Here is a 13,729-nt window from a genome sequence, read left to right as displayed (position 1 = left end):
CTTTTAATTTTTAGAATTATATTCACAGAAAAATGCCACATATGCATAATGATATGTGGCATTTTGACTCTATCGAATTTCTTAAATGACGTTACAGTTTCTCCCCTTCATTCACTTCCTCAATAAACACCTTCCCTTCCGCCTGCTGTTCCACAAAATGAAATCGAAGTACAGCCTGAGGCCAGTTGAGTGTGATGATGGCTTTTTTGTCCCGTGTCTTTCCTGCGGCCTGGATCTGATCTACAAGGTCTGCGAGGACTTCACGGGTGAGATATCCGCCTCGCCAGTGGAAGGTGAATTCGCGGCCTTTTTTTGCGGCCTGGAGGGCACGTTTGTATACGTCTTCCAATTTGGTGAAGGATAGCTTTTTCTCACGGTAATAAAAGTGGTTTCCATCCGGGCAGGGAGGTGCCGGAGCGATCAGTGGTTCATGGTCACGGAAGATGTTTTTGTCATCCAGATTAAAATAATCGTAACGGATACTGGTTAAGCCGTCTTCGTTTTTGCCCAGAGTATTATCGAAGGTGGCATCCAGATGATAGTACTGTCCGTTGATCCGGACGATGTTCCAGGTATGACGGTATTTGATCCCTTTTTCCGGATTGTTCCCGCAGATGGCGATAATACACCATACACCAAGGGCATCACAGAGGACCTTTACGGATTTGGCGATTCCCTCGCAGACACCGACACCATGGCCCAGAGGCCCGATGATCTCGTGGGAATATGGCTTTTTCAGTTTGTCGTAGCGGATATTTTCGCAGATGAAGTCATGGACATATTTTTCCTTATCCCACTCGGAAAACTTCATGGCGGTGCGCACAAGCTTGTCTACGCGGGCTCCCAGGGCTTTCTGATGCTCCCGGATTTTATTTTTGTCGAAGATATATTCAGGAATCAGTATCAGATTTGGCGAGTCCTTGTAATAACGGTATTTAAACCCCACAGCCCAGAAAATCTCCGGGTGATCCAGACGAAGCTGGAAAAATACATCATAGAGCCAGTTTCCATCGGTGGTTGGTACCTGCGGGATCAGGAACTCGTCGGAAAGCTCCATAAGCCCGTGAAGCATTGCACGGTACACGTTTTGTTTATCTTTCGACATTTTGCCGTAGTAATATTCTTCAGTTTGTTTCATATATAAAAATACGGAGACTCCTTTCCGGAAAAATAGATTTCAATCAAAGATTATAGCATAAAAAAACATGCAGGACTATCAGAAAAGATACACCCTGCATGTTTTTGGTATTGAATATTTTAGATCGAAAATAACTGTGAGCCTGGATCAGCCGTTATACAGCTGATAATACCGGCCCTTCTGTGCAAGTAGCTCCTCGTGGGAACCACGCTCGATGATGTGTCCCTGCTCCAGGACCATGATGCAGTCACTGTTGCGTACTGTGGAAAGTCTGTGGGCGATCACAAAGGTCGTCCTGCCTTCCATCAGCTTATCCATACCATCCTGTACAAGCTTTTCGGTACGGGTATCAATGGAGCTGGTGGCCTCGTCCAGGATCAGGACGGGCGGGTCTGCAACGGCTGCACGGGCAATGGAGAGAAGCTGTCGCTGGCCCTGACTTAAGTTTGCACCGTTTCCGCGGAGAAGGGTATTATAACCCTGCGGAAGCCTGCGGATGAAACCGTCGGCGTTGGCAAGCTTTGCTGCTGCGATAACCTCCTCATCTGTGGCATCCAGCTTTCCGTAGCGGATATTTTCCATAACGGTTGCTGTGAACAGGTTGGTATCCTGAAGAACGATGCCCATGGAGCGTCTGAGATCATCTTTTTTGATCTTGGTGATGTTGATGCCGTCATAACGGATCTTACCCTTCTGAATGTCGTAAAAACGGTTCAGAAGATTGGTAATGGTGGTTTTTCCGGCGCCGGTGGAGCCTACAAAAGCGATCTTCTGGCCTGGCTGTGCATACATGTTGATGTCATGGAGAACGATCTTGTTGGAATTATAACCAAAGTCTACATCCTCCAGGACCATATCACCCTTCAGCTCGATATAATCAGTGGTACCCTCAGCTTTGTGGAAATGCTTCCATGCCCAGCGGCCGGTACGTTTGTCGGATTCGGTAAGAACACCGTTTTCCTCTTTTGCATTGACGAGAGTAACGTAGCCTTCATCCACTTCCGGTTTTTCATCCAGAAGATCAAAGATACGTTTTGCACCTGCAAGAGCCATAACAATACTGTTGAACTGCTGGCTGACCTGGTTGATAGGCATGTTGAAGCTCTTATTGAAGGTCAGGAAGCTGGCAAGCCCGCCAAGTGTGAAGCTGCCGATGCCGTTGATAGCAAGGATACCGCCCACCATGGCGCAGATCACATAGCTGACATTTCCAAGCTGTGCGACCACAGGCATCAGGATGTTGGCAAAACGGTTTGCATTGTCTGCGCTGGTGAAAAGCTGGTCGTTCAGTTCATCGAATTTCCGGATGCTTTCGTCCTCATGGCAGAAGACCTTGACAACCTTCTGACCCTCCATCATCTCTTCGATATAACCATTGACAATACCAAGGTTGGTCTGCTGCTCCAGGAAATATTTTCCGCTTAAGCCCGCAAGCTTCCGGCTGGCAGTCATCATAATGGCAACCATAAGCAGGGTAACTACAGTAAGCGGAACATTCAGGATCAGCATACTTACAAGAACACTGACGATGGTGATCACACTGGAAAGCAGCTGCGGAAAGCTCTGGCTGATCATCTGGCGCAGGGTATCAATGTCGTTGGTGTAGATGGACATGATATCGCCGTGTGCGTGAGTGTCAAAATATTTGATGGGAAGCGTTTCCATCGTTGCAAACATATCGTTTCGGAGGTTACGTAAGGTTCCCTGGGAAACATTGATCATGATACGGTTATAAGTATAGGTGGCAATAACACCAATGGCGTAAAAGCATGCCACACGTGCGATGGCTGTAGCCAGAGGCCCGAAATCCGGTGTATCTGCTGAGAGAAGCGGTGTGATATACTGGTCGATCAGGGTTTTCATGAACATAGTTCCCTGTACATTGGCAAGAACACTGACAAAAATGCAGATCACCACGATCACGATATGGATACTGTAGTTTTTAAAGATATAACGGGCAAGGCGTCCCAGAAGCTTTCCCGGCTGCTCCGGTGTTCCCATACCCCTTGGGCCAGGACCGCCCGGGCCTTTCATGTTCTGTTTTTTCAAGCCGGTTCACCTCCCTCGTCAAAATCACCGGCGCCGCCGGTCTGTGAATGAAATACTTCCTGATAAATGGCGTTAGTCTTAAGAAGCTCCTCGTGGGTACCAAAACCGTTGATCTCACCGTTATCCATAACGATGATCCGGTCCGCGTTCTGGATGCTGGAAACACGCTGTGCGATGATCAGCTTGGTGGTATCCGGGATCTCCTCGGCAAAGGCGCGGCGGATCCTTGCGTCTGTGGCAGTATCTACCGCACTGGTGGAGTCATCCAGGATCAGTATCTTCGGCTTCTTCAGAAGAGCGCGGGCAATACAGAGACGTTGCTTCTGGCCTCCGGAAACATTGGAGCCGCCCTGTTCAATGAAGGTATTGTATTTGTCCGGCATTTTTTCGATGAAATCATCGGCACAGGCAAGCTGGCATGCGCGGCGGCATTCCTCCTCAGTGGCATTTTTGTCACCCCATCGGAGGTTTTCCAGAATGGTTCCTGAGAAGAGTACATTCTTCTGAAGAACAACGGAAACCTGATTTCTGAGAGATTCCAGATGGTATTTACGGACATCGATGCCTCCTACGGAAACAGAACCATCCGTTACGTCATAAAGACGGCTGATCAGGTTGACAAGGCTGGATTTTGCACTTCCGGTACCGCCGATGATCCCTATGGTCTCGCCGGAGCGGATCGAGAGATTGATATCCTTCAGAACGGGTTCCTGACTGTCTTTCTTATAGCTGAAATTTACATGATCGAAGACGATACTTCCGTCTGGGACATCTGTTACCGGATCCTCCGGATCTGTGATGTCAGCAGTATCATTGATGACTTCCGTAACACGCTCTGCGCTGGCAATACTCATTGTCACCATAACAAAAACCATGGAAAGCATCATAAGGCTCATGAGAATGTTCATGCAGTAGGTGAGAAGGCTCATAAGCTCACCGGTAGTAAGGGAGCTGCCTACGATCATTTTGGCGCCGAGCCAGCTGATCCCCAGGATACAGGCATAAACGGTAAACTGCATCAGGGGCATGTTCATGACAACGATCTTCTCAGCACTTAAGAACATTTCGTATACTTTGTTGCAGGCTTTCTGGAATTTGCTGATCTCGTAGTCTTCGCGGACATAGGCCTTGACAACGCGTACAGCGCCGATGTTTTCCTGGACACTTGCGTTCAGGTCGTCGTATTTACGGAATACGGCCCGGAAGTATACAGTGGCCTTCTGCATGATAAAGATCAGACAGCCTCCCAGGAAGATAACAGCGACAAGGTAGATGCTTGCAAGCTTTGCGTTGATAAGAAATGCCATGACCATGGCACAGATCAGACTGGCCGGTGCACGGGTACACATACGAAGGATCATCTGATAGGCGTTCTGCAGGTTGGTCACATCTGTGGTAAGACGGGTGATCAGGCCGGCAGTGCTGTATTTGTCGATGTTGGAAAAAGAAAAGGTCTGGATGTTGGTGTACATGGCTTTTCGGAGGTTTCTGGCAAAGCCTGTGGAGGCCAGTGCTCCGTATTTTCCTCCCATGACGCCGGACCAGAGTCCGCACAGGGCAAGAGCTACCATAACTGCACCCATCCGATAGATATGGCCGATATTTCCGGCTTCCACACCCTTATCAATGATGGAAGCCATGGACAGGGGGATCAGAGTCTCAAAGAGAACTTCCAGGATCATGAAAAAAGGCGTGAGAAACGATGCCTTTTTAAACTCCCTGACCTGGGCCAGAAGGGTTTTGAGCATAAAAAATCTCCTTTCTTTACTGTTCAAAAGACAGCACTACTGGAAAGGATTCCGGGCTGCTATAGAACAGATATATTGTTCAGCTACTATTATCGGGGAAATTATTTTTAATGTCAAGATAAACATGTGCGAAATGCTTGACACAACATCCTTTAAGCGGTATATTAAAAGTTAATATTCGCCTGTAGAACAGGGAAAGAATGGGCTTCAGGTCCCTTTAGAGGGTCTATATAGAGTTAAATTTTTGCAGGGAGGATTTTATATGGAGATCAGACAGTCAGCGGAGGATTATCTTGAATCAATTCTGGTTTTATCCAAAAAAGGAGGAGGAGTTCGTTCCATTGATATTGCGACCAGACTTGGTGTTTCCAAGCCAAGCGTCAGTCACGCAATGAAGCTTCTTCGTGAGGATGGTTATATTGCCATGGACCGTTACGGTACCGTGACACTTCTGGAGAAGGGGGCGGAGATCGCCAATCAGATTTATGAGCGTCACATTGTTCTTGCCAGGATGCTGGAGGGACTTGGGGTTCCGGCAGAGATCGCAATGGAGGATGCCTGCAAGATGGAGCACGACATCAGCCAGGAGAGCTTTGAGAAGATCAAGGCACATTATAATAACTTTATTAAGAAGGAAGAAACAGCAGAATAAGAAACATGCAGACAGGCAGCCGGAAGGTAAAATACCAAACCGGCTGCCTGTTTTTTATTTATTATCTTTTTCTTTTTCTGGCAGCTGGGCCAGGATGATGGCTGCAAACATGATGACACATCCAAGAAGCTCTTTTATGGAAAGCTTCTGATCCAGGAGCACCCAGCCTGCAAGCACGGAGATGCAGGATTCAAGAGAAAGGATCAGAGAAGCAACGGTGGGATTCACATTTTTCTGGCCTACGACCTGCAGGGTGTAGGCAACACCGCAGGACATCACACCAGCATACAGGATCGGCAGCCAGGCAGTGAGAATGGAAGAAATCTGCGGATGTTCCAGAATAAGTGCCGGGATCATGGACAGGATCCCGCAGACAAGAAACTGGATACAGGAAAGCTTTACACCGTCTGCCTTCGGGGAAAAATAGTCGATCACCAGAATGTGCAGGGAAAAGAGAAAAGCACATACCAGCACCAGAATATCTCCGAGGTCAATGGAAAATCCGTCTGTGATGCAGAGAAGATAAAGTCCGACCAGTGCCATGACAACGGCTGCCCATATAAAGGGACTGCATTTCTTTTTCAGGAAAATTCCAATGATCGGGACGATGACAATGTAGCAGGCGGTGATGAAGCCAGCTTTTCCTACTGTTGTGTACTGGATGCCAAACTGCTGGAAGCTGCTGGCAGCAAAAAGAGCAAATCCGCAGGCAATGCCGCCCAGCCACAGGTCACGGCTGTTATATGGCGTGGGGGATACCGCTTTTTCTGAAGGTGTTGATGAGGATTCCGGTATTGCGGAGTCTGTGGCAGCAGAGGATTTATTTCCGGAACGGTTCAGGATAAAGAGCACCGGAACCAGGACAGCGGCGCCGATCAGGGAACGGACGCCGTTGAAGGTGAAGGGGCCGACATATTCCATGCCCACACTCTGGGCAACAAAGGCGATTCCCCAGATCGTTGCGGCCAGAAGCAGGCAGAGAGAATTTTTCAGAGGCATTTTCTGTGAGTTCATGATAAAAAATCCTTTCGTTTATTAGGTATTATGTGCTCAAAGCAGTATATAACAAAAGACCCCGGGGAACTTATATAGATTCCCGGGGCATTCTTATGATCTGTCGGAACAATGTCCAACAAAATTAGTTCTGATTCTGGTTATTCTTAACTTCTGCAAGCTTCATGGCACGAACCTTCAGCGGCAGACCGAACAGAGTGATGAATCCGTCTGCATCATGATGATCATACATATCACCGGTTGTGAAGGAAGCAAGAGACTCATTGTAAAGGCTGTACGGAGAGGTTGTACCATTCTTGATGATGTTTCCTTTGTAAAGCTTGAATTTAACCTCACCGGTAACATATTTCTGAGTGGACTCAACAAATGCCTGGATAGCCTCACGGAGAGGTGTGTACCATTTTCCTTCGTAAACAACCTGTGCAAACTGGCTGCCAAGCTTTTTCTTGGCTTCCATTGTCTCACGGTCAAGGATCAGCTCCTCAAGCTGGTCATGTGCTGCCATCAGGATCGTTCCGCCAGGAGTTTCATAAACGCCACGGGATTTCATACCAACAACACGGTTCTCAACAATGTCAACGATACCGATGCCGTTCTCACCGCCAAGCTTGTTCAGCTCTGTGATGATCTCGGAAACCTTCATTGCTTTTCCGTTGAGTGTTTTCGGAACACCCTGCTCGAATGTCATGGTGATCTCAGTTTCTTTATCCGGAGCCTTCTCCGGTGTTACACTTAATACAAGCATGTCATCATAGTTCGGAGCCTGGGATGGATCCTCAAGCTCAAGTCCCTCATGGCTGATGTGCCAGAGGTTTCTGTCACGGCTGTAGCTGTGACTTGCATCAAATGGAAGAGTGATGCCATGAGCCTTACAGAACTCGATCTCATCTTCACGGGACTGCATGGTCCACAGATCTGTCATACGCCATGGAGCAATGATCTTGATGTCCGGAGCGAGAGCCTTGATGCCAAGCTCGAAACGAATCTGATCATTTCCTTTACCGGTAGCACCATGGCAGATAGCAACGGCACCCTCTTTACGTGCGATCTCAACCAGCTTCTTGGCAATGACTGGACGAGCCATGGAAGTTCCGAGAAGATAGGAATGCTCGTATACAGCACCAGCCTCTACACACGGCATGATGAAGTCATCGCAGAACTCATCGACGATATCCTCGATATATAATTTGGAAGCACCGGACATTTTTGCTCTCTCTTCAAGACCGTCCAGTTCGTTTCCCTGTCCGCAGTTTACACAGCAGCAGACAACGTCATAATCAAAGGTTTCTTTCAGCCACGGGATAAGGGCTGTGGTATCAAGACCACCGGAATACGCTAAAACAACTTTTTCTTTCATAATATATGTCCTCCTGGGATTTTTTTGATTTTGTATCGCTCCGGACATTTCCGGGACGGTGAATTTTTTTACGTTATCTGGAAAAAAATTATGCTGTTTTATAACTTTACCAGAGTGAATAAATATTCATGTACAACAAAACAAAATTTTCGGCTGTCCTGTCGACATGGCTTAATATACACCAGATTTTATAAATATGCAAGAGATAATTTGAAAAATATGAAAAAAAATTTGCATAAAAATACATCTAAAAGTAGGTGGTATTATAAGAAAATACAGGAAAAACAGAAAAGACCGTGAAAAATCAAAGAAAATGACTATTGCATAATATGCAGAGAAGATGTATAATCTATCCATTGATAAGATGGACATACGAGCTGGCAGTACAGACTGGTTTAAGATGTCCGTCTGACCTGTGCAGAAGGTTCAGATATCAGAAGACATAAAAAAGAGGCATAAATAAGAATAGCAAGCGCTTCTGCAGGGTGTATTAAGCCGTAGGAAAACGGCAGAGGAGGAATGTGAAAGATGATTAAAGCAGGAATTATCGGTGCGACAGGATACGCAGGAAATGAGATCGTAAGACTTCTTCTTGGACACAAGGACGTTGAGATCAAATGGTTCGGCTCCCGAAGCTACATAGATCAGCAGTATGCAGATATTTATCAGAATTTTTTCAGGCTGGTGGATGCCAAATGTATGGATGACAACATGGCTGCACTTGCAGATGAGGTGGATGTGATCTTTACAGCAACACCACAGGGCCTTTGTGCATCCCTTATTAATGAAGAAATCCTTTCCAAATGTAAGGTGATCGACTTAAGCGCAGATTTCCGTATTAAAGATGTGAAAAAATATGAGAAGTGGTACGGAATCGAGCATAAGGCTCCGCAGTTTATCGAGGAAGCTGTTTATGGCCTCTGCGAGATCAACCGTGAGGATATTAAGAATGCAAGGCTGATCGCCAACCCGGGATGCTATCCGACATGCTCCACACTGTCTATTTATCCGCTGTTAAAGGAAGGCCTCATTGATCCGAATACCATTATCATTGATGCCAAGTCCGGAACCTCCGGAGCAGGAAGAGGAGCCAAGGTTCCGAATCTCTACTGTGAGGTAAACGAAAGCATCAAAGCTTATGGTGTTGCCACACACAGACATACACCGGAGATCGAGGATCAGCTTGGATATGCATGCGGACAGGAAGTGATGATCAACTTTACCCCGCATCTTGTTCCGATGAACCGTGGAATCCTGGTAACAGCATATGCCTCCCTGACCAAGGATGTTACCTACGAGGAAGTAAAAGCAGCCTATGACAAATATTATAAAGACGAGTTTTTTGTACGTGTCCTGAACAAGGATGTATGCCCGCAGACAAGAAATGTAGAAGGCAGCAATTTTGTGGACGTGAACTTCAAGATCGATCCGAGAACAAAGAGAGTCATCATGATGGGCGCTATCGACAACCTGGTAAAGGGTGCAGCAGGACAGGCTGTTCAGAACATGAACCTGATGTTTGGATTTGACGAGAACGAAGGACTGAAACAGATCCCGATGTGCCCGTAAAACAGACAGATCACAAATAAAATATGGAGGATGCCGAAGGACTTTAAACGAATGAACGGCGATATTCGATCTGGCATCACCATTGAGAGGAGATATATAATATGAAGATCATCGACGGCGGCGTTACAGCCGCAAAAGGTTTTAAGGCAGCGTCAACTGCAGCAGAGATCAAATATAAAGGCCGTACCGATATGGCCATGGTATTCAGTGAGGTTCCCTGTGTGGCAGCAGGAACCTTCACGACCAATGTGGTAAAAGCAGCTCCTGTAAGATGGGATCAGGACATTGTATATAATCACCCGGGTGCAAGAGCTGTGATCTGCAACAGCGGAATCGCCAACGCATGTACCGGTGAGGAAGGCTTCGGCTATTGCAGGGAAACCGCCAAGGCAGCATCCGAAAGCCTTGGAATCCCGGAAGACAGCGTACTGGTAGCATCCACAGGTGTCATCGGAATGCAGCTTCCCATCGACCGTATCGCAAACGGAGTAAAAGCCATGGCACCGAAGCTTGAGGGAAGCCGCGAGGCAGGCCTTGAGGCAGCAAAAGCCATCATGACAACAGATACCGAGAAGAAAGAGGCAGCGGTAGAGATCGAGATCGGTGGAAAAACCGTAACGGTAGGCGGTATGTGCAAGGGCTCTGGAATGATCCACCCCAACATGTGCACGATGCTTGGATTTATCACCAGTGATGTGGATATCTCCAAGGAGCTTCTTCAGGAGGCACTCAGCGAGGATATCAAGGACACCTACAACATGGTATCCGTTGACGGAGATACCTCCACAAACGACACCGTCCTCCTCCTTGCAAACGGCCAGGCCGGCAATCCGAAGATCACAGAGAAAAACGCAGATTATGAAGAGTTCAAAAAAGCTCTTAACTACGTAAACACAACCCTTGCCAAAAAGATCGCAGGTGACGGAGAAGGTGCAACTGCACTCTTCGAGGTCAAGGTCATCGGCGCAGCCACCAAGGCAGAAGCCGTAACCTTAAGTAAATCCGTAGTAACCTCTTCCTTAACAAAGGCAGCCATTTACGGCCACGACGCAAACTGGGGAAGAATCCTCTGCGCCCTCGGCTACTCCGGCGTCCAGTTCGATCCGGAAAAGGTAGATCTCTACTTTGAGAGCAAAGCAGGAAAGATCAAGATCATCGAAAATGGAGTTTCTACAGGCTACAGCGAAGAGGAAGCAACTAAGATCCTCTCAGAAGAGGCAGTGACAGCCATCGCGGATATGAAGATGGGAGATGCATCCGCAACTGCGTGGGGATGCGACCTCACCTATGATTACATAAAGATCAATGCGGATTATCGTTCTTGATGTAAGAGCTTTGTAGAATGTTTTTTATGGTGGATTTTAGTTGTAGTTTTGTTTCAGTTTGTAAGCTGAGAAAACCCTTAGGGGGAGCGAGCTCAAAGTTGCGAAGCCCGCACGCTCCCCCTAAGAACCCCCTCCGTTGGGCACGCTTGGCTGTGGCATGTAGAACTTCAGTCGACGAAGACTGGGTGACGAACGTGAGAACCCGCAGTGCGGGAGCCCGGAAGTTGAGGCGTGTTGAGGTGTAGTTGACGAAGACTGAGTGACGAACGTGAGAACCCTCAGAGCGGGAGCCCGGAAGTTATGTCGGGTTAGACGTCAGTCGCTGAAGGCAGACTGACGAGCTGTTCGCCTTCGGCGAAAGCGCGTCGGAAGCGGCTGTCTGCGACAGCCTGTCCGCAGCAGGCGCTTTGCCCGCAACGCGGGCAACAGCCCGTTCCCCGTGGCCGGAGGGGAGGAGCGCGAGGAGGGGAAACGGCCTTCGGAACTCCGAGTGCCTCCCCTCCTCGCAAATCCACAGCTGTCAGCTGAGACAAAATTATAATAAAAAAGAAATCCCTCCAACATACAACAACAAAACCTTTTTCAATCCATATCATTTTTCAAAAAAAGGAGACACCCACATGGTAAATCAGAAATATCTTGACAAAGCAGAGGTTCTCATAGAAGCCCTGCCATACATCCAGCGGTTCAACCGCAAGATCGTAGTCATCAAATACGGCGGAAGCGCCATGCTTGATGAAGAATTAAAGCGTAACGTCATCAAGGACGCAGTCCTTCTGAAATTAGTCGGTTTCAAACCGATCATTGTTCACGGCGGCGGCAAGGAAATCAGTCGCTGGGTCGGTAAAGTCGGCATGGAGCCGCATTTTGTAAACGGTCTCCGTGTAACGGACAAAGACACTATGGAGATCGCAGAGATGGTTCTTGCAAAAGTAAACAAGGAGCTTGTTACTCTGGTAGAATCTCTCGGCGTACAGGCTGTAGGTGTCAGCGGTAAGGACGGCGGTCTTCTCCAGTGCAAAAAGAAGCTTTCCAAAGGCGAAGACATCGGCTACGTAGGTGAAGTTACAAAGGTTAATCCGAAGATCCTTCATGACCTTCTGGAAAGAGATTTCCTTCCGATCGTATTCCCGATCGGCTTTGACGAAAATTTTGATTCCTACAATATCAATGCGGACGATGCAGCCTGCGCCATTGCAGAGGCAGTTGAGGCAGAGAAGCTTGCCTTCCTGTCCGATATTGAGGGCGTTTACAGGGATGCAGATGATCCCTCCACTCTGATCTCCGAGCTTCGTGTAGATGAGGCTGAGAATCTGATCTCAGATGGTACTGTGGGCGGCGGTATGATCCCGAAGCTGAAAAACTGTATCGACGCTATCGAGCATGGTGTAAACAGAGTCCATATCCTGGATGGAAGGATCCCGCACAGCTTACTGCTTGAGATCTTTACAAACAAAGGTATTGGTACTGCAATTTTAAAAGATGATGGGGAGAAATATTACAATGAGCATGAATGAACAGATGGAAGAATCTGAAGCCAGTATTCTTCATACATATAACCGTTTTCCGGTAGTTTTTGAAAAAGGCGATGGCTGTTACCTCTATGATTCCGAAGGAAAGGAATATCTGGATTTTGCGGCCGGTATCGCTGTAAATGCCCTGGGATATCATTATCCGGGCTATGACGAAGCACTGAAATCCCAGATCGACAAGCTGATGCATATTTCCAACCTGTACTACAATGAGCCGATCATTGAGGCGGGTGCCAAACTTGTACAGGCAAGCCATATGGAAAAGGCCTTCTTCACAAACAGTGGTACAGAGGCCATTGAGGGTGCTCTGAAGGCTGCCAAGAAATATGCCTACGAAAGAGATGGCCATGCAGACCATGAGATCATTGCCATGAACCATTCCTTCCACGGCCGCAGCATTGGCGCTCTTTCCGTGACAGGCAATGCACATTACAGAGAGGCCTTTGAGCCTCTGATGGGTGGGGTGAAATTTGCGGATTTCAATGATCTTGAGAGTGTAAAGGCTCAGATCACAGATAAGACCTGTGCCATCATCACCGAGACCGTACAGGGAGAAGGAGGTATTTATCCGGCTACAAAAGAGTTTCTGGAAGGCTTACGTAAGCTTTGTGATGAGAAGGATATCATTCTGATCCTGGACGAGATCCAGTGCGGTATGGGACGTACCGGACATTATTTTGCATGGCAGGCATATGGAGTACAGCCGGATATCATGACCTGTGCCAAAGCACTTGGCTGTGGAGTTCCGGTAGGTGCTTTTGTGCTGAACAAAAAAGCAGCTGCAGCCTCCCTGAAGCCAGGCGACCACGGAACCACTTACGGTGGAAATCCCTTCGTATGTGCAGCCGTCAGCAAGGTATTTGACATTTTTGAAAAAGATCAGATCCTTTCCCATGTGCAGGGACTTACTCCGTATTTTGAGGAGAAGCTGGACGAACTGGTTGCAAAGCATGACTGTGCAGAAACAAGAAGAGGCAAGGGCTTCATGCAGGGTATCGTGATCAAGGGACGTCCAGTAGGAGACGTGGTGAAAAAAGCTCTTGCAAAGGGTCTTCTGGTGATCTCAGCAGGAAGTGATGTTCTCCGCCTTGTTCCTCCTCTTGTGATCACAAAAGAGGATATCGACAAGATGGCAGAGATCCTTGACGAGTGTATGGAATAATAAAAAAATAACAGATACAAAAGCAGCAGTATTTTCCGGAAAGGGTAGTGTGCCGATGGAGAATACGGCTGCTTTTTTGTCAGAGAGACAATGTATATAAATTATATAACAGATATAGAAAACAGTATCCGAAAATCTGGTCGTGTGTTTGAAAACAAACAAAAAATGCTATGACACACCGAC

The 13,729-nt window shown here is 47.5% G+C and carries 10 protein-coding genes; 5 read left to right on the top strand and 5 right to left on the bottom strand.

Going from position 1 to position 13,729, the window contains the following annotated elements; all coding sequences use genetic code 11:
* Positions 1-91 precede the first annotated feature (91 nt).
* The 3 genes from NE671_RS04930 to NE671_RS04920 all read right to left on the bottom strand — a co-directional run bounded on the left by NE671_RS04930 (position 92) and on the right by NE671_RS04920 (position 4,935).
* On the bottom strand, positions 92-1,138 hold the full coding sequence (locus NE671_RS04930) for a transglutaminase domain-containing protein (protein ID WP_059086789.1): 1,047 nt from the start codon (positions 1,136-1,138) through the stop codon (positions 92-94).
* A 147-nt stretch (positions 1,139-1,285) separates the two neighbouring features.
* Positions 1,286-3,172, bottom strand: a complete 1,887-nt coding sequence (locus NE671_RS04925; protein ID WP_173722830.1) for an ABC transporter ATP-binding protein — start codon at positions 3,170-3,172, stop codon at positions 1,286-1,288.
* 11 nt (positions 3,173-3,183) lie between these two features.
* The gene (locus tag NE671_RS04920) at positions 3,184-4,935 is read right to left on the bottom strand and encodes an ABC transporter ATP-binding protein (protein ID WP_173733966.1); all 1,752 of its coding nucleotides are present in this window, start codon (positions 4,933-4,935) and stop codon (positions 3,184-3,186) included.
* Between the two features lie 262 nt (positions 4,936-5,197).
* On the opposite strand from NE671_RS04920, the gene NE671_RS04915 reads away from it, so the two are divergent.
* Entirely contained in the window at positions 5,198-5,587 is a 390-nt protein-coding gene (locus NE671_RS04915) for a metal-dependent transcriptional regulator (protein ID WP_161209400.1), read from the top strand.
* Positions 5,588-5,641: 54 nt separating this feature from the next.
* On the opposite strand, the gene NE671_RS04910 is transcribed toward NE671_RS04915, so the two are convergent.
* Both NE671_RS04910 and NE671_RS04905 read right to left on the bottom strand, forming a co-directional pair.
* Positions 5,642-6,586, bottom strand: coding sequence for a DMT family transporter (locus NE671_RS04910; protein WP_161209426.1), 945 nt, complete (start codon positions 6,584-6,586; stop codon positions 5,642-5,644).
* 139 nt (positions 6,587-6,725) lie between these two features.
* Positions 6,726-7,958, bottom strand: a complete 1,233-nt coding sequence (locus NE671_RS04905) for an argininosuccinate synthase (protein ID WP_015526007.1) — start codon at positions 7,956-7,958, stop codon at positions 6,726-6,728.
* A 528-nt stretch (positions 7,959-8,486) separates the two neighbouring features.
* On the opposite strand from NE671_RS04905, the gene argC reads away from it, so the two are divergent.
* The 4 genes from argC (at position 8,487) to NE671_RS04885 (ending at position 13,546) form a co-directional block, all read left to right on the top strand.
* A complete protein-coding gene (gene argC / locus NE671_RS04900) occupies positions 8,487-9,527 on the top strand; it encodes an N-acetyl-gamma-glutamyl-phosphate reductase (protein WP_015526006.1) in 1,041 nt (346 codons plus the stop codon).
* 101 nt (positions 9,528-9,628) lie between these two features.
* Positions 9,629-10,852, top strand: coding sequence for a bifunctional glutamate N-acetyltransferase/amino-acid acetyltransferase ArgJ (argJ, locus tag NE671_RS04895; RefSeq protein ID WP_021650304.1), 1,224 nt, complete (start codon positions 9,629-9,631; stop codon positions 10,850-10,852).
* Positions 10,853-11,472: 620 nt separating this feature from the next.
* Entirely contained in the window at positions 11,473-12,369 is an 897-nt protein-coding gene (gene argB / locus NE671_RS04890; RefSeq protein ID WP_022426393.1) for an acetylglutamate kinase, read from the top strand.
* Positions 12,356-13,546 (top strand): aspartate aminotransferase family protein, encoded by a 1,191-nt coding sequence (locus NE671_RS04885; RefSeq protein ID WP_178818340.1) that lies wholly within the window; start codon positions 12,356-12,358, stop codon positions 13,544-13,546. Before argB ends, NE671_RS04885 begins: the two co-directional genes overlap by 14 nt.
* Positions 13,547-13,729 lie beyond the last annotated feature (183 nt).

The sequence above is a fragment of the Blautia sp. DFI.9.10 genome (genome assembly GCF_024461705.1).
GTDB classification, from domain to species: domain Bacteria; phylum Bacillota; class Clostridia; order Lachnospirales; family Lachnospiraceae; genus Blautia_A; species Blautia_A fusiformis.
Note: the sequence above shows the minus strand (reverse complement) of the source record. Positions and strands in the feature narration are given on the sequence as shown.